The organism is Streptomyces sp. NBC_00400, from assembly GCF_036048035.1.
Lineage (GTDB): Bacteria > Actinomycetota > Actinomycetes > Streptomycetales > Streptomycetaceae > Streptomyces.
Genome location: NZ_CP107940.1, coordinates 8,308,228 through 8,323,022, shown reverse-complemented (window position 1 = coordinate 8,323,022; position 14,795 = coordinate 8,308,228). Strand labels below are relative to the sequence as shown.

The following is a 14,795-nucleotide window of genomic DNA, read 5'->3' as shown; positions in this document are numbered from 1 at the left end:
GCGGGGCGGAGGCGTGGGAGAGGGCAGCGGGCGTCAGTCGTCCCGGGTCAGCCGGGCGACGAGGTGGAGCCGGTCCCGGTCGGCGGACCCACCCGGAGCGTCGCCCTCCTGCCAGGCGGGCTGTGTCCGCGGCCCCGGCCCGTCGTACAGATCGAGGGCTTCGAAACCGTGCGCGGCGAGGAGATGACGCAGTTCCTGGGGGAAGAGCAGCCGCCATGCGGAGTGCTGCTCGTGCGGCGGGGAGCCGTCGTCGGCGGTCCAGATGCGGGTGCGGCGCAGGAGTTGGGCGGTGCGGTCGACGGACAGTGTGGTGGTGGAGGTGTAGGTGGTGCCCTGCCAGCTGAAGCCGTTGACGGCCGGGGCGTCGAGCAGGCCGGTGCGGCCGAGGAAGTAGGCGCCGTTGCGCATCTCGGCCACCAGCAGACCGCCGGGTGCGAGGCTGCGCCGGCAGGAGGCGAGGAAGCCGTCGAGTTCGGCGTTGGTGTGGCAGTAGAGCAGGGCGCTGTCCAGGCAGACGACGGCGTCGAAGGGCTCCTCGTGGAGGTCGAGTTCCCGCAGGTCGAAGTCGCGCAGGTCGGCGCGGCGGTAGTCCGGTCCGGGGTGGTGGGTACGGGCGTGCGCGAGCATCGCGTCGGAGAGGTCGGCCGCGACGACCGTGCGCCCCGCCGCGTGCAGATGTGCGGCGTCGCGTCCGGTGCCGCAGCCGATGTCCAGGACGCGGTTTCCCGCGCCGTGCCGACGCAGGCAGTCCTCGGCCCAGCGGGCGGCCAGACGGCCGGTGTCGGGGAAGCGTGCCTCGTAGAGTTCCGGGTTGTCGGTCAGCAGGTTTTCGTGACCCGTTTCGTGACCCGTTTCGTGACGCGTCTCGCGGCCCGTTTCGTGGCCTGTCCGGGATGGCACAGGTGCTGCTGCGTTCGGGGTTTCCCTGGGTGGTCGCATGTCCGGGGTCTCCCTATGCGGTCTCACGCCTTTCCCTCCGTCGTGGCCGTCGTGGTCTTCGTCGCCGTCGTGGCCGTCACCGGCTCCTCGGTGGTGCGCCCCGGCAGGCACCGCATCCGGTGCAGCCAGGCGACACCGGCAGCGGAGGCGACGCCGAAGGCGAGCGCGCACGCCCAGGGCAGCCACGGCGTACGGGTGTGGTCCCCGGTGTCCATGGCCCAGCCGATGACGGTGTTGCCCACCGCGGCGGCGATGCCGGAGACCACGTAGAACAGCCCGAAGTACGTGCCGGTGAGCTCGGCGCGGCCGAAGGCGGGGATCAGCTCCATCACGAAGGGCTGAGCGATCATGACGCCCAGGTAGAGCAGCAGCGCCCCGGCTAGTACGGGCAGCGCGTGCAGGGCGGCGGCGCCGGGGCCGTCGGGCGGGGATACCGGACCGGCGACGGCCATCGGCGGTACGAAGGCGAGTCCCATCAGTGCGAGCCCCGCGCAGATCCACCGTGCCCGGTCGCCGCGCCGCTTGAGGGCGCGGGTGATCCGCATCTGCAGCGAGAGATTGGCGACGGTGCCGACGAGGAAGACGAGGCCTGCCGCACCGTCCCAGCCGGTGGCCCGCCGCGCTCCGTCGGGCAGCAGCAGGTACAGCTGATTCTGCAGGGTGAACATGCCGACCATCGCCAGGGCGAAGGCCACGAAGGCGCGGTTGCCGACCACTTCACGCCAGTCGCCGAGGACGCTGTTCGTGGCCGTGGCGACCGTGCAGGCGGGCAGCACGACGGCCTGGGCGACGGTGAGCAGCGCGAAGAGGGCGGCAGCCGTGAGCGCGGAGGCCCGGAAGTCGACGAGCAGCAGAGCGCTGCCGAGCAGCGGTCCCACCAGCGCCCCGGTGGTCGCGAAGACGTTGAAGAGGGCGAAGGCCTCGGCCTTGCGGTCGCCCGCCTCCTGCGCGAGGTAGGCGCGGACCGCGGGGTTGAACAGTGCCCCGGCGAGTCCGCTGAGGACGGACGCGGCGAGGAGTACGGTCAGGCCGTCGCCGAGCGCGAAGAGCCCGAAGCCGACGGTCCGCAGCGCGCAGCCGGCGATGATGACCCCCCGCGCCCCCAGCCGGTCGGCGGCCGAGCCTCCGATGAGGAACAGCCCCTGCTGGCTCAGATTGCGGACGCCGAGCACGATGCCGACGACCGCGGCGGACATCCCCAGGTCCTCCCCCAAATGCACGGCGAGATACGGGATGAGCAGGTAGAAGCCGGTATTGACGCCGAGCTGGTTGATCAGCAGCAGACGGATCGCGAACGGAAAGCGGCGCATCTCGTGCCAGATCTTCACTGCCGTGCCTCCACACCGCAGGCCGGCTCCGCTGCCGCCTCGGCCGGTGGTATCCCGCCGCGTGCCGGCCGTACGCCGAGGCCCGGCTGCCCGCCGGCTCGCACCGTGCCGTCGGTGCCGCCGATGCCGGTCCAGGGGTCGTGGGCGAGCAGCAGATGGCCGTCGAGGTCGGTCCAGCGGGCACGGCCGGCGAGGTGGACGGCGGGCGCGAGGCCGAGGGTGCTGGCGGTGAGACAGCCGAGCATCAGCGCGGTGCCGCTGCCGGCGATCAGATCGGCGATACGCAGCGCCGCGGTGACACCGCCGCACTTGGCGAGCTTGACGTTGATGCCGTGCACCCGGCCGGCCAGCCGCCGGGCGTCCTCGACACCGACCGCGTCCTCGTCGGCGATGACCGGCAGCGGCGAGCGTTCGGCCAGCCGGGCCAGCGTCTCGGGGTCGCCGGGGGCCAGCGGCTGCTCCACCGCTTCGACGCCGAGGTCCGCGTAGCGGGGCAGCAGGGCTTGTGCCAGGGCCGGGGTCCAGCCGCCGTTGGGGTCGAGCAACAGCCGCGCGTCCGGCGCGGCACGGCGTACGGCCCGTACCCGGTCGAGGTCGTCCTCGGGATCCGGGACACCGGCCTTGAGCTTGAGGACGGAGAAGCCCTGCCGGACCAGCCGGCCCGCCTGCTCCGCTGCCGCCCCCGGCGAGGTGATGCCGATCGTGCGGGCGGTGGCGGCGCGCGGCGCCTCGGTGCTCCCGAGCAGCCGGTGCACGGGGACGCCGGCGCGCTTGCCGACGAGGTCGAGCAGCGCGGACTCCACGGCCGCCGTCACCGCCGCGGGCGTGCCGGGTGCGGGCAGTTCGCCCGTGCGCAGGGCATCGAGTGCGCTCTCGGGGTCGGCCCACCGGGCGAGTTCTCGTGCGGTCCCGCTCAGCAGCCGGGCGAGGGTGGCGGCGTCCAGTCCGTAGTAGGTGCTGGTCACGGCCTCTCCGTAGCCATGGTGGCCGTGGTGTTCGATGGCGAGCCACACGGCATCGCGGGCCGCCATGGTGGAGCGGGATATCCGCAGTGGTTCGGTGAGTTCGAGTCGTACGGTGCGCTGACTGGCCTTCACGGGGCTTCTTTCCGGGTGGTGCGGCGGGCGGAGCGGGACGATCCGGCGGCGGGCGCACGGGCGGGGTGCGGGCCGGGCGCCGCGGGGAGCGGGTCGAGCGGGGTGGGGTGGGGGACGGCTGGTGCGGCAGGGCGGTCGCCGTGCCCGGCGGAGGGCGCGAGCGGGTCGGCGACCGTCCGGCAGCGGGTCCATCCGGTCGCCTCCGCCGCCTGCGGGTGCGGGATCTCGACCGGCCGGGTGGCGGCACAGGTCAGGTCCAGGCCGTGGGCGGTGGCGAAGTCGTCGTCGTAGACGCTGCCCAGGTAGCGCTGCGGCCCGTCGGGGAAAACCGTGGCGACCTCGGCTCCGGGATGGATGCGGGCGGCCCATGCGGCGACGAGCGCGACCGCGCCGGTGCTCCAGCCGCCGCTGACGAAATTGCCGGCGGCGAGCCTGCGGCAGGCGTCGGCGGATTCGGCCGGGCCGACCCAGTGCACCTCGTCGAACGCGTCGTAGGCGACGTTGCGAGGGTGGATGCTGCTGCCCAGTCCCCGCATCAGCCGGGCCCTGGCGGGCTGGCCGAAGATCGTCGATCCGGTGGCGTCCACGCCGATCAGCCGTAGCTGCGGCCAGTGCCGGCGCAGGGGAGCGACGACTCCGGCGCTGTGGCCTCCGGTGCCGACGCTGCACACCAGGACATCGAGGTGGTCGAGCTGGGCTGCCATCTCGGCGGCGAGGGAGCCGTAACCGGCCACGTTGTCGGGGTTGTTGTACTGGTCGGGCCAGTACGCGCCGGGCAGTTCGGCGAGGAGTTGCCGCAGCCGGGCCAGCCGGGCCGCCTGCCAGCCGCCCTCGGCCGCGGGCCGGTCGGCCAGTTCGAGCCGGACGCCGTAGGTGCGCAGCAGGCGGCGCATCGAGGGCTCCAGTTCGGCGTCGCCGACGAGCACGACCGGGTGGCCGAGCGCCTGTCCCGCGAAGGCCAGGCCGATGCCGAGGGTGCCGGAGGTGGACTCGACGACGGGGGCGCCGGGGCGCAGTTCGCCGCGCTCCTTGGCGCCGAGCAGCATGGAGACCGCGGCCCGTGCCTTCATGCCGCCCGCGCCGAGCCCTTCGAGCTTGGCCCAGAAGCCGGGGTGCGGGCAGGGCAGATCGGTGGTGACCCGCGCGAGCGGGGTACGGCCGAGCAGACCGAGGAGTTCCCGGTTTCCGGTGGGGTGTACGAGGGCGGTGGTCACCGGGCGGCTCCGGGTGCCGCGGTGCGGTAGCGGTGGACGGTGCCCGCTCCGCCGTCGAGCCAGAAGAACGGGTAGGGCTCCGCGCACACCGCGCTCACCCCTGCGCCGAGGAACCGCGGCAGTACCGCACTTCCGGTCTGGGCGAACATCACCAGGGGCTTGCCATGGCGCAGGGCATGTTCCCGCAGCGGCTCGAAGCTGCCGTTGCCGAGCGTCATGCCGGAGGCGAGGACCGCGTCGCAGCCCGCCAGCTCGGCGAGCGCATCGGTGCGTACGGGCTCGCCCAACTCCGTCGTACCGCCCTTGAGGTCGCACGGCACATAGGCCAGATCTCGCTCCCGCAGCGCTTCCAGCAGCGAGTTGACCACCCCGACGACGAGCACCCGGGCGCCGGGCGCGGCGTCGACCAGTCCGGTGACGGCCCGTGCCCTGGCCCGCGACTTCCGCAGCGACGATCCGGCCGGCAGTGACCACGGCCGTGCGCCGTTCGCGGGCGTGTGCGGGCGTACCCGCATCAGATACGCGTCGAGGGCAGCCACCCGCACCGGGCGCAGCTCGTGCTCCAGGAGGCTGGCGAGGTCCGCGCCGACGCAGTCCTCGACGGCGGCGTCCGGCATCTCACCGGGCTCCACCGCGCAGGAGCCGACCGCTGACTCGAGGCGCAGGCTCAGCACTTCGTTGCGGTAGCCACCGCCGCGGCCCTCGTGGCGTACGGCCTGGCGGGTGCTGAAGGCGACGGCGATCCGCTGGGTACGCGGGTTCGGCCCGAACTCGCCGCCGAGGACGCGGGCCACGAGGCCGTCGTACGAAGCGGCCGGGGCATGAGGGGCGAGGCCGTCATACGAGGCGGCCGGGGCCTGGGGGGCGAGGGTGCCGCTATCCATCTGGTTCATCGGTTCACCACCCGCACCCGCAGCTCTGCCAGCAACGCTTCGACGCGCCGGCGCGCAGCCGGGCCGTCGGCGTCACCGGCCATGACATGTCCCAGGTACGCGTTGTTGCTGCCGGCCGCCCGGACCGCCGTTCCGGGCTCGGCGAGCTGGAGTTCGAGCACTCCCGGCGCCGCTCCCACGCGGTCGCCGCCGTCGACTCCCTCCAGGACGCCCGCGGTCTGCGGCACCAGGAAGCCGATGGCGGCGCTGCGCAGTCCGGTCTCCCGCATCCGCAGATCGGGCCGCTGTCCTCGGGCCACGTCCACACAGGCCGCGGCGGCGTCGATGCCGGTGACATGGCGGATCAGTTCGGTGATGCGGTTGCCCGCCGGCCGGGGGTTGACCTCGACCAGGCGCGGTCCGTCCGGCGTCAGCTTGATCTCGGTGTGCGCCACGACGCCGTCGAGTCCGAGTGCGTCGATCGCCCGGACGGCCGTCTCCTGCGCGGCCGCCGCATCGCCCGCCGACAGCTCCGCGGGGAACATATGGCCGGTCTCGATGAAGGACGGCGCCCCGCCGATGCTCTTGTCGGTCACCCCGATCACCTGGGTGCTGCCGTCGAACGTCACGGTCTCGACGCTGACTTCAGGGCCGTGGAGCAGTTCTTCGAGGAGGACCAGGGGCGCCCGGCGCTGGCCGCGGGCGTTGACGGGAAAGCCGTCGAGTGCACGGTAGGCGCGGATCAGCTCCGCCTCGTCGTCGACGCGTCGTACGAACATCCCCGCGCACAGGTCCACCGGCTTGAGCACCAGCGGATACCCGATCTCCGCGGCCGCAGCGGCGGCCTCGGAGCGGTCCGCGCAGACCGCGAAGCGCGGTCCGGGCACCCCCGCGGCGGCGAGCAGCTGCCGGGTGGCGTCCTTGCGGCAGGCGCTGTCGACCGCCTCGGGCGCCGGGCCGGGCAGGCGGAGGCGGGCGGCGATCCGCGCCACCGTCGGGAGGTAGTAGTCGCAGGAGGTGAGCACCCCGTCGAAGCCGAACACGGAGTGCAGCCGCTCCACGTACGGCAGCAGTGCGGCGAGGTCATTGGTGTCGGCGGTCAGGACATGGCGGGCGCCGAGCAGCGGGTGGGCGGTGCCCTCGGGGGCGGTGCGCAGGTAGTGGTGCAGGTCGCGGGTGAGGAAGGTGAACTCGTGCCCGCCCTCGCGGATCGCGCGTGGGAGCAGCCTGCTCATCGCTCCGACCCAGCTCTCGACCATCAGCAGATGAGCCACGGTTTCCCTTCTTCGCAGGCGTTGTCCGCGCCAGGTGGCGGCTTTTTGACGGGGCGTCGGCGCCCGTGACAGCGGTCGCCGGGCTTGACCGGCTCACACTGTAAACGATAATCATTTTCATTGCCACCATGTCCAGCGGCACCCCGCCGCGTCCCCCGAAGGCGAGATCCGTGATTCCTGCCGTACGCCGCACCGGCCTGCTCTGCGCCCTGACGGCCACCGCCGCCCTGCTCCCCGCGGCCCCCGTACACGCCACTCCCCCGGCGCCCGCACTCCGCTTCGGCGCCTGCCCCGACTCCGTGCCGGCGCCGCCCGCGCCCGCCCGCGTCGAATGCGGCCGGCTGAGCGTGCCGCTGGACCGGAGCCACCCGGACGGCAAGCACCTCCGCATCGCGGTCTCCCGCGTCCGGGCCACGGGGCCGGCGTCCGAGCGGCGCGGCGTGCTGCTGGTCAACCCGGGCGGGCCCGGCGGCCCGGGCCTGTCCTACGCCGTCACCAAGCGCGCCAAACTGCCGGAGCGCGTGCGGCGTGCGTACGACGTGATCGGCTTTGATCCGCGCGGCACCGGCGCGAGTGCGCCCGCGGACTGCGGGCCGATGGGCGGCCTCTTCGACAGCCCCGGGCCGGACCCCGTCCCGGAGAGCCGGACGGCCGAGCAGGCCTACCTCCACACCCTGCGGCGGACCGCGGACGACTGCGCCCGCGGCGTGAAAGATGCCCTGCCGCACCTGTCGACCACCGAGACCGCCAGGGACATGGACGCCCTGCGGGCAGCGCTCGGCGAACCCCGGATCGGCTTCCTCGGCGTCTCGTACGGCAGCTATCTCGGCGCGGCCTACGCCGCCCGCTTCCCGCAGCGGGTCGGCCGGATGGTGCTGGACAGCGTCGTCGGGCCGCGGGACTGGTTCGACTTCGACCTGATGCAGAGCCGGGCCCTGGTGCGCCAGCGGGCGGTGTTCTTCGCCTGGACCGCCCGGCACGAGCAGCGCTTCGGGCTGGGTACCGAGGCTGCGGCGGTGCGCGCCGCGTACCAGCGGGTGCGTGACCAGCTCTCGACGCACCCCGTGAACGGCTTCGGGGCCGCGGAGTTCGACCGCACCGTGTACCGGGCGCTGGGCCGCACCGAGCGCTGGCCGGGCCTCGCCGACGGGCTGCGGACGTATCTGCGCGACGGGAAAACCGGTCCGCTGCGCCCGGAAGAGCCCTTCGACGGCGCCGCCTCTCGTCCGTACGAAGCCGCCAACCGCACGGTCAAGTGTGCGGACGGGCCGGCTCCCACACCGGTTCGCGTCACGGCCGGCATCCGGCAGATGCTGCGGCTCGACCCGCAGCCGGTACTGACCGGGATGGAGGCCTCGGTGTGCGCGTACTGGCACCACCGGCCCGCGCACCGTACGCAGCTCGGCAGCCCCGATGCCCCGCCGGTCCTGCTGATCGCCTCCACCCACGACCCCGTCACCCCGGTGCGCGGCGCCCGGGAGATGCAGCGGCGACTGCCCGGCTCACGCCTGGTCTCCCTGCACAACGACTACTCGCACGGGGTGTTCGCCAGCCGGGGCAACAGCTGTGTGGACGGTACCGCCGCGGCCTATTTGGTCGACGGGACCGTGCCGCCGGCCGATGTGCACTGCTCGGGACCCGGACTGCCCACGCCGTGACCTCCGTTGCGCCGCGGCCCCGGCCGGGTGCTTCCCCGCGCGCCCCCGGAAACCGGCCGGGCGGTCCACTCCGTTCCGCCGGTCGTCCCCCTCTGTGGCCGCGTTCCGGGCACGCGGCCACAGTGCCTTCAAGGGCCCTCAAGAGTCCTCAACTGACGACGGGTGCCGCGACGTTGCTCGACAGCGCGTCGATGGCCGTGCCGACATCGGCTCGCGTGATAACCCGGTCCGCGAGCTTTCCGACCTCCGAGGTGCCGACGCATACCGAATATGCGGCGTTCTCGAACATGCGCAGATCGTTCTGGTCATTACCGAAGGCCACATATTCCCCGGTGGGAATGTTCAGCGCCAGGAGGGCGGTCGCCTTGTCGACTGCGGTGGGGGACAGGTCCACCAGATCCTCGGACTGGTGGATATTGATCGTCACACCGAGCTTGGCCAATTCCGTCAGCGCGACGTCTCCGGCGCCGAACAGCACGACCTTGGCGTATTCGGGCAATTCTTCCCGGGCCACACGGTTCGCCAGGCCGGCCTGATCGACACGTTCAAGGATCTCTCGTTCCTGGGTTACGTGGAAACTGTAGTCCCAGGAGCTGTCGATCAGGTACTCAAGCTCGTACCGATCGATAATGTCGTTGATCGAGCGCCGAACGCTGTCGCTGAACTGTGTCACCTCGATATGCCCGTCGGACCGGGTGAACGCGCCGTTGCCGCCGATCAATGGGACATCGGCCAACTCTGTGGGGAGAACCGGAATGAGGTCGCGAATCGGGCGGGCCGAGGCGAACAGAATGGGGTGCCAGGCTCGGCACCGTGTGATGGCCTCAACGATCTCGGGCGGCATCTGCGTCCCATTGAAACAGGTGGTGCCGTCGACGTCGAAGACGAACGGCATCCCCTGGTCCATCTGCGGCACCTGGTCGGCACCACCTTTCCGTGCGGGCATGGATTTCCTTCCGGCTCAGCCTGATGAAAAGGTCACGCTATCCGACGGACTTGCTTCCTGTCCGGCAGATGTACGAGCCGAGCGCAGATTGAGGGTGGCCGCGGAGCCGACCGCCAGTACCGACGCGACGACCATCATCACCACCACTGCCGACTGTCCGGACCACGAACCCAGCGTGCCCGCCAAAAAGGAGCCGACCGACGAGCCCACGACGATGATGCCGCCGAGCCAGGAAAATGCCTCGGAGATCTCGCCCTTGGGAATCGATGCATTCACCAAAGCGAACGTCCAGGTCAGGGCCGGTCCCATGAAGAAGCCGGCGAAGAAGAAGGAGGAATCCTGTACGAGCACCGGGAAGAACGGCGCGGCCAGCGCCCAGGATGCCGAGAACGCGGCAAGGACGGCGATCAGCCTCTTGGTGAGATTCCCGATCTTCTCGGTGTCGCCGCCGCTCAAGGTGAGGGCGCCGATGAATGCGCCGCAGCCGTGTAAGGACAACAGGATCCCCACGCCCCCCACGGACGTGTTCGACTCGGTCAGCCGCCCTCCCAGGATCGCCATGGCGCCGATCGTGACCCCGATCATCGCGGCACAGCACATCAGGAGCCGGAAAGCGCCGAAGAACAGCGGACCGACGATCCTCCTGAATCCCATGTGCTCGACCCGGTCTTCGGCATCGGCGGCCGGCATCACCTCGATCATCCAGGCACCCAGCAACAGGAAAGCTATACAGAGGTAGGACGCGAGAGTGGGGTTCAGAACGATCGCACTTGCGGTGGCCACGAGCGGCGCCACGATAAAGAGAAGTTCCTGAGACGCGGAGTCGAAAGCATACGCCTTCATCAACAGCGGGCCTCGGACTATTCGAGGCCAGGCAGACCTGAGGTACGGTTCGAACGGGGGATTGAAGACGCCGGCGACGCCAAGTGCGGCGAAGGCGATCACCATCGAGTGGCCCGAGGCGGCAAACCCCAGGAATCCGAATCCGCTGACAATCGATGTCAGCCAGATGGCGAATCGTGCACGACCACGGTCGACCATACGTCCCCAGATGGGTGACCCGGCGGCGGACAGGAGCGAATATACGGCGGCAGCGGCGCCGACCGTGAGCCAGCTCTGATCCGCGTAGCGAAGCTGCATGGGAATTGCCGCGAGTGCCAGTGCGTTCGGGATCCGTCCGACGAGGGTGCCGCCGGCGAGGCGTGGCACGCGACTGCTGCGCAGAACGTCCACAAAGCCCAGGTTGATCATTAACTCTCCCATCATGGTCAGACTCCGTATGGCCGGCCGCACGGCACACGGGAACACGTCAGATTTCGTTTACCTTGTAGACCGTCATCCCCATGGCTTTTGCCTTGCTCACCCCCAACACATCGACGTCGTTCGATACGACCTTTCGTGCCAGAACAGGAAGACACGACTGCAGTACCGCCCGCGCCAGCCGAGCACCGAGGCAGTAATGCCGGCCATGCCCGAACGAAAGGTGGCGATTCGGCCGGCAATCTTCGTTCGCCTTGAGTAGATTCACCACGACCCTGGCGCCCTCCGGTATGGCGCGGCCACCCAATTCGACGGTCGTGGTGGTACGCCTCGGCGCGAAATGAAAGGGCGGATCGTCGCGCATCTGGGTCTCGATGAAGTCCGCCCAGTCCGCCGGTTCAAGCTTTTCGACATCCGCCGGTGACCAGCCCTGGTCACCGATATGGGCCAGACAGGACACAAGGGCTGTCTTCAGTGGCTCGAGTGCACCGGTGAACAACTGGGTGTACGTCGCGGACACACCTGTCAGATCCAGTACATTCTGCTGAAGCAGCGCGCGCAGGGCAGCGGCGATCCGATCGCCCCCGTGCAGAAGCTGATCGTCGACGAGAGCTTCCAGCAGTCGAATATGATCCGCCGCGCATTCAGCTTTGCCGGCATCCGCGCCAGGCACGGCGAGATAGGCCATCACGGCGTCCGAGACACCCTCGATGATCTCCAACTGAGAGAGGGTGGCACCGAGCAAGGTGCGTGTTGCCGCACGGGCAACGGGCAACGCCATATCGGTGATGAGATCTACCCCTGCGGACCCGATGGGCGCATCTGCCTGCTTTACGGCCTGGCGAGTTATCTCAGCCATGAACGAACCGTTCATAGCCGCCGCCAAAGCTGTCCGGACGTGTTGCTGGACCGGCGGATCAGAGAAAACTAACCATTGCGAGAGAAAGCTCTCGACATAGTGAACGTCTGCGCGCCCGCCCTCGGGAACGAGATGGGTCTTGTGCTTCATTCCCCTGGCGAGGAATCTCTTGTCCGTTAACACCTTGCGTGCGAGAAGTGGCGACATGACGTGCCAGGACTGCGTGGTCGGGTCATACGCGACCTCTCCCTGATCCTCTCGGAGTAATTCGTACGCTTCGCGTGGCGCGTGGAGCACATGCTCAGGAAAGCTGATCGGACATTTCAGTGAGCGGTGCCGACCGTGGTCGGCCACACCTTCGTCGGAATGCACGCCTTTCTGTCCTCCCCCGTGACCAATCTCGAAAACCGAGCATTTCAACACTCCAGCACGAAACCATTCCCCGCTCCGGGCCGGCTCATCATGATTCATTTCAGAATTCACGTGCACCGGGTGGCAGTCACCCTTGAAGCATGTAAGGGAACAGCTTTATTGCATCGCACATCAATGCACGATCGAGGGCATGACTATGGTGGGCATGCCCTCGTTACCCTCGATGCGCGCACGGGTCGCACCTACAGAATCGATAAAGCGGCTCTCTGACCCCTTCGAAGTCCCCAAGGATCCGCACTCGCATATTCGCGCATCAATGCGGCAGTGCGCGTCACCGAGGCGGCCTCAACAGCCCGTGCCCGTTCGCCACATCAGCCACATGGGCCACATTGATCCATGCTCTCCCCCTCGCCCCCGTAACTCCGCAGACTAGTCAGGAACGCGGAATCTTCGGGATGCTATCACTGGGTTTTGGGTGCGGCAATGAATCGTTAGGGAGTTTCTCATGAACACCGGATTCGACGATCAAGGGAAAGATCCGTGATGCATAAGATCGCGGTGGGGCGACGCCCTTGCAGAGGCGGGGAAGGTGATGCCGCGGAGAAAAAGGATCTTCCTGCGGACAAGGCGCTACCGGCAGCCGCGCCGTCCTACGAGGGGTCGGCGCGGCGGGTGCAGGTGAACGGCTCGTCGATCCAGTAGGTGTCATGCTGCTCGTCGTGGACGACCGGGTACCCGGTGTGCGGATCGCAGAGCTTGTCGATCTGGGCGTGGTCCGCGGAACTGATGGTGAACCAGTACTTGTTGGTGTCCGGGCTGATCCGTCGGCACCGGTAGAAGAACCCCTTCAGGCCGGGGCCGAACACATCGCTGCGGAAGTCAGCGGCCAGCTTCTTGTTCAGGTTGATGTTGTCGCAGTCGGCCTTCATGCCCTCGACGTTGATGGTCTCGGCTGCCTCCGTCGTATATCCCCTGGCCGTGTGGGTACCCGACGCCGTCCAGACCCGCGCCGGCAGGTCGATCTGCTCGGCAACTTCGGCAAGGAAGGGGTTGCGCGGGGCGGCCGGCTCGGCCGGTGTCGTGGTCCCGGCATCCGCCATGCCCACGACGACGGCGGCACCGATACTTACAGCCGCCAGCAGAAGGGGGACACTCCGGGTCCCGTTCCGGACCAAGGACGAGAAGGCCACGTTGCGCTCCGTTCCGGACGGGCCCGGTGGTCCTGCTGCCGCCCAGGGCCTGATCGCACCCTAGACGCCCCGGCGAGTGACCGGTGGGAGCGGCGGCCGCCCGAGGCTCGTCTCCCTCACGGTCGACCCGGACGGGCGAAACCTCCCCCTCGTCGCCTTGCGGGCGCCGCAGTGCGCGGGTACGGGGAAAGTTGGCCGGTGACGTCGAAGGCTGCAGACCGTCAAACCGTCTGCACCGCCGCGCGTGTGCTTCGGGCTGCAGCAAGGCGCACGCTGACAACCTGGAGAAGCCCCTTGCGAAAGGCAGTGTTCTATGGAAGCCGGCGACCTTGTGTGGCAGGACGCGACCGGTCTCGCCCGTCTGATATCCGAGGGCACGGTGAGTGCCGTCGAGGTGGTGGCTGCCCACCTCGACCGTATTGAGGCGGTCGGTGACCGGGTGAACGCTCTCGTGACCGTGCTCGGTGAGCAGGCTCTGCACGCCGCTGCCCGGCCGGTAAGCGGCCCGCTCGGCGGAGTCCCCTTCACGGTCAAGGACTCCTTCGACACGGCGGGGGTCCGTACCACCCGGGGGTCGAGGCTCTTCGCCGACCGGGTGCCCGAAAGCGATGCCACCCCGGTGGCCCGTCTCCGACAGGCCGGCGGCATCCTGCTGGCCAAGACGAACCTGCCGGAGATGTCCTACTGGACCGAGACGGACAACCACGTGACGGGCAGGTCCCTGAACCCCTACGACCCGCAGCGCACCCCCGGAGGCTCCAGCGGCGGCGAATCGGCGGCCATCGCAAGCGGGCTCTCGCCTCTCGGCATCGGAAGCGACGTCGCCATCTCCGTACGCGGGCCCGCTGCCGACACCGGGATCGCCTCGCTCAAGCCCACCCACGGCAGGGTGCCGATGACCGGCCACTTCCCTGCCGTGCCGCGCCGGTGGTGGCATGCCGGCCCCATGGCCCGGAGCGTACGCGACCTGCGTCTGGCGCTGTCCCTCATGGAAGGAGCCGACGGCGCCGACCCCTACGCCGTGGCACCGCCCGCCGGGAAGCCCACCCGCAGCGCGGGCCGGCTGCGGATCGGCTGGACCGCCGCGGCGTTCGGCACGGTCGACCACGAGGTCGCGACCACGGTCGCCGCGGCGGCCACGGCTCTGACCGATCTCGGGCACGACGTCCAGGAGAGCGACCTTCCCTGGCTCGCCGACCGGGACTGCACCCTGCTGTCGGCGACACTGTTCCCCGCCGAGGTACGGCCTGCCCTGCGCGCCGTCACCTCCGGCCGCGAGACGGAGGTCCATCCGGTCATCACGGCAACCCTGGAGTCCGCCGAGACCACGATGGCCGACTACGTCGCCGCCGAACACGAGGTGGAGCACCTGCGCACGCAATTCGCCGCATGGTTCGCCGACCACGACATCCTGCTGTGCCCCGTGACGCCCTTCCCCGCACCACCCCACGGCCGCAGCCGACTCGACGTGAACGGCGTCAGCCTGCCGGCGCGCGCGGTCATGCGTGCGACCGTGCCGTTCAACCTGACCGGTCTGCCCGCCCTCGCCCTCCCCTTCGGTACCACGGGTGACGGCCTGCCCCTCGGCGTCCAGCTGGTGAGCCGGTGGTGGGCCGACGCCCTCCTCCTCGACCTCGCGGAACGCCTCGAGGAGGTCAGCCCCGTCCGCGGCCGCCGGCCCGCCTTCTGACCACCGCCAGGGGACGGCGGTCAGGGTAACGGTGACGGGGTGACGACGACCGGGTAACGGTGACGGGGTGACGACCGGGTGACGGGGCGTCATCTC

Annotated in this window: 12 protein-coding genes; 2 read left to right on the top strand and 10 right to left on the bottom strand. The window is 69.9% G+C overall.

Annotated features, from left to right (window positions below; translation table 11 throughout):
• Positions 1-33: 33 nt before the first annotated feature.
• The 6 genes from OHS81_RS36600 to OHS81_RS36575 form a co-directional block, all read right to left on the bottom strand.
• Positions 34-825: a class I SAM-dependent DNA methyltransferase gene (locus tag OHS81_RS36600; RefSeq protein ID WP_328391690.1), complete on the bottom strand. Its 792-nt coding sequence runs from the start codon at positions 823-825 to the stop codon at positions 34-36.
• A gap of 137 nt (positions 826-962) precedes the next feature.
• The gene (locus tag OHS81_RS36595) at positions 963-2,249 is read right to left on the bottom strand and encodes an MFS transporter (protein WP_443058884.1); all 1,287 of its coding nucleotides are present in this window, start codon (positions 2,247-2,249) and stop codon (positions 963-965) included.
• Between the two features lie 14 nt (positions 2,250-2,263).
• Positions 2,264-3,364 carry a mandelate racemase/muconate lactonizing enzyme family protein gene (locus OHS81_RS36590; protein WP_328390559.1) on the bottom strand — a complete coding sequence of 367 codons (1,101 nt, stop codon included), beginning with the start codon at positions 3,362-3,364 and terminating at the stop codon, positions 2,264-2,266.
• Complete coding sequence (locus OHS81_RS36585) at positions 3,361-4,578, bottom strand: PLP-dependent cysteine synthase family protein (protein ID WP_328390557.1); 1,218 nt, start codon at positions 4,576-4,578, stop codon at positions 3,361-3,363. The genes OHS81_RS36590 and OHS81_RS36585 overlap by 4 nt, the downstream gene beginning before the upstream one ends.
• Positions 4,575-5,462 carry a Rossmann-like domain-containing protein gene (locus tag OHS81_RS36580; RefSeq protein WP_328391688.1) on the bottom strand — a complete coding sequence of 296 codons (888 nt, stop codon included), beginning with the start codon at positions 5,460-5,462 and terminating at the stop codon, positions 4,575-4,577. The genes OHS81_RS36585 and OHS81_RS36580 overlap by 4 nt, the downstream gene beginning before the upstream one ends.
• A 5-nt stretch (positions 5,463-5,467) precedes the next feature.
• Positions 5,468-6,724 (bottom strand): ATP-grasp domain-containing protein, encoded by a 1,257-nt coding sequence (locus OHS81_RS36575; protein ID WP_328390555.1) that lies wholly within the window; start codon positions 6,722-6,724, stop codon positions 5,468-5,470.
• A gap of 128 nt (positions 6,725-6,852) precedes the next feature.
• Between OHS81_RS36575 and OHS81_RS36570 the strand changes: the two genes are divergently transcribed.
• Positions 6,853-8,382 carry an alpha/beta hydrolase gene (locus OHS81_RS36570; protein WP_328390553.1) on the top strand — a complete coding sequence of 510 codons (1,530 nt, stop codon included), beginning with the start codon at positions 6,853-6,855 and terminating at the stop codon, positions 8,380-8,382.
• 148 nt (positions 8,383-8,530) lie between these two features.
• On the opposite strand, the gene OHS81_RS36565 is transcribed toward OHS81_RS36570, so the two are convergent.
• The 4 genes from OHS81_RS36565 to OHS81_RS36550 form a co-directional block, all read right to left on the bottom strand.
• Positions 8,531-9,328, bottom strand: coding sequence for an HAD family hydrolase (locus OHS81_RS36565; protein WP_328390551.1), 798 nt, complete (start codon positions 9,326-9,328; stop codon positions 8,531-8,533).
• A 15-nt stretch (positions 9,329-9,343) separates the two neighbouring features.
• Complete coding sequence (locus OHS81_RS36560; RefSeq protein WP_328390549.1) at positions 9,344-10,579, bottom strand: MFS transporter; 1,236 nt, start codon at positions 10,577-10,579, stop codon at positions 9,344-9,346.
• A gap of 58 nt (positions 10,580-10,637) precedes the next feature.
• Positions 10,638-11,819 carry a cytochrome P450 gene (locus OHS81_RS36555; RefSeq protein WP_328390547.1) on the bottom strand — a complete coding sequence of 394 codons (1,182 nt, stop codon included), beginning with the start codon at positions 11,817-11,819 and terminating at the stop codon, positions 10,638-10,640.
• Between the two features lie 650 nt (positions 11,820-12,469).
• Positions 12,470-12,919, bottom strand: a complete 450-nt coding sequence (locus OHS81_RS36550; protein ID WP_328390545.1) for a hypothetical protein — start codon at positions 12,917-12,919, stop codon at positions 12,470-12,472.
• A 403-nt stretch (positions 12,920-13,322) separates the two neighbouring features.
• Between OHS81_RS36550 and OHS81_RS36545 the strand changes: the two genes are divergently transcribed.
• Entirely contained in the window at positions 13,323-14,699 is a 1,377-nt protein-coding gene (locus OHS81_RS36545) for an amidase (RefSeq protein ID WP_328390543.1), read from the top strand.
• Positions 14,700-14,795 lie beyond the last annotated feature (96 nt).

Coding starts and splice junctions, on each gene's coding strand:
- OHS81_RS36550 (WP_328390545.1), bottom strand. CDS start 12,919: ATGGCGGATGCCGGGACCACGACACCGGCCGAGCCGGCCGCCCCGCGC.
- OHS81_RS36565 (WP_328390551.1), bottom strand. CDS start 9,328: ATGCCCGCACGGAAAGGTGGTGCCGACCAGGTGCCGCAGATGGACCAG.
- OHS81_RS36545 (WP_328390543.1), top strand. CDS start 13,323: ATGGAAGCCGGCGACCTTGTGTGGCAGGACGCGACCGGTCTCGCCCGT.
- OHS81_RS36560 (WP_328390549.1), bottom strand. CDS start 10,579: ATGATCAACCTGGGCTTTGTGGACGTTCTGCGCAGCAGTCGCGTGCCA.
- OHS81_RS36580 (WP_328391688.1), bottom strand. CDS start 5,462: ATGGATAGCGGCACCCTCGCCCCCCAGGCCCCGGCCGCCTCGTATGAC.
- OHS81_RS36570 (WP_328390553.1), top strand. CDS start 6,853: ATGTCCAGCGGCACCCCGCCGCGTCCCCCGAAGGCGAGATCCGTGATT.
- OHS81_RS36595 (WP_443058884.1), bottom strand. CDS start 2,249: ATGCGCCGCTTTCCGTTCGCGATCCGTCTGCTGCTGATCAACCAGCTC.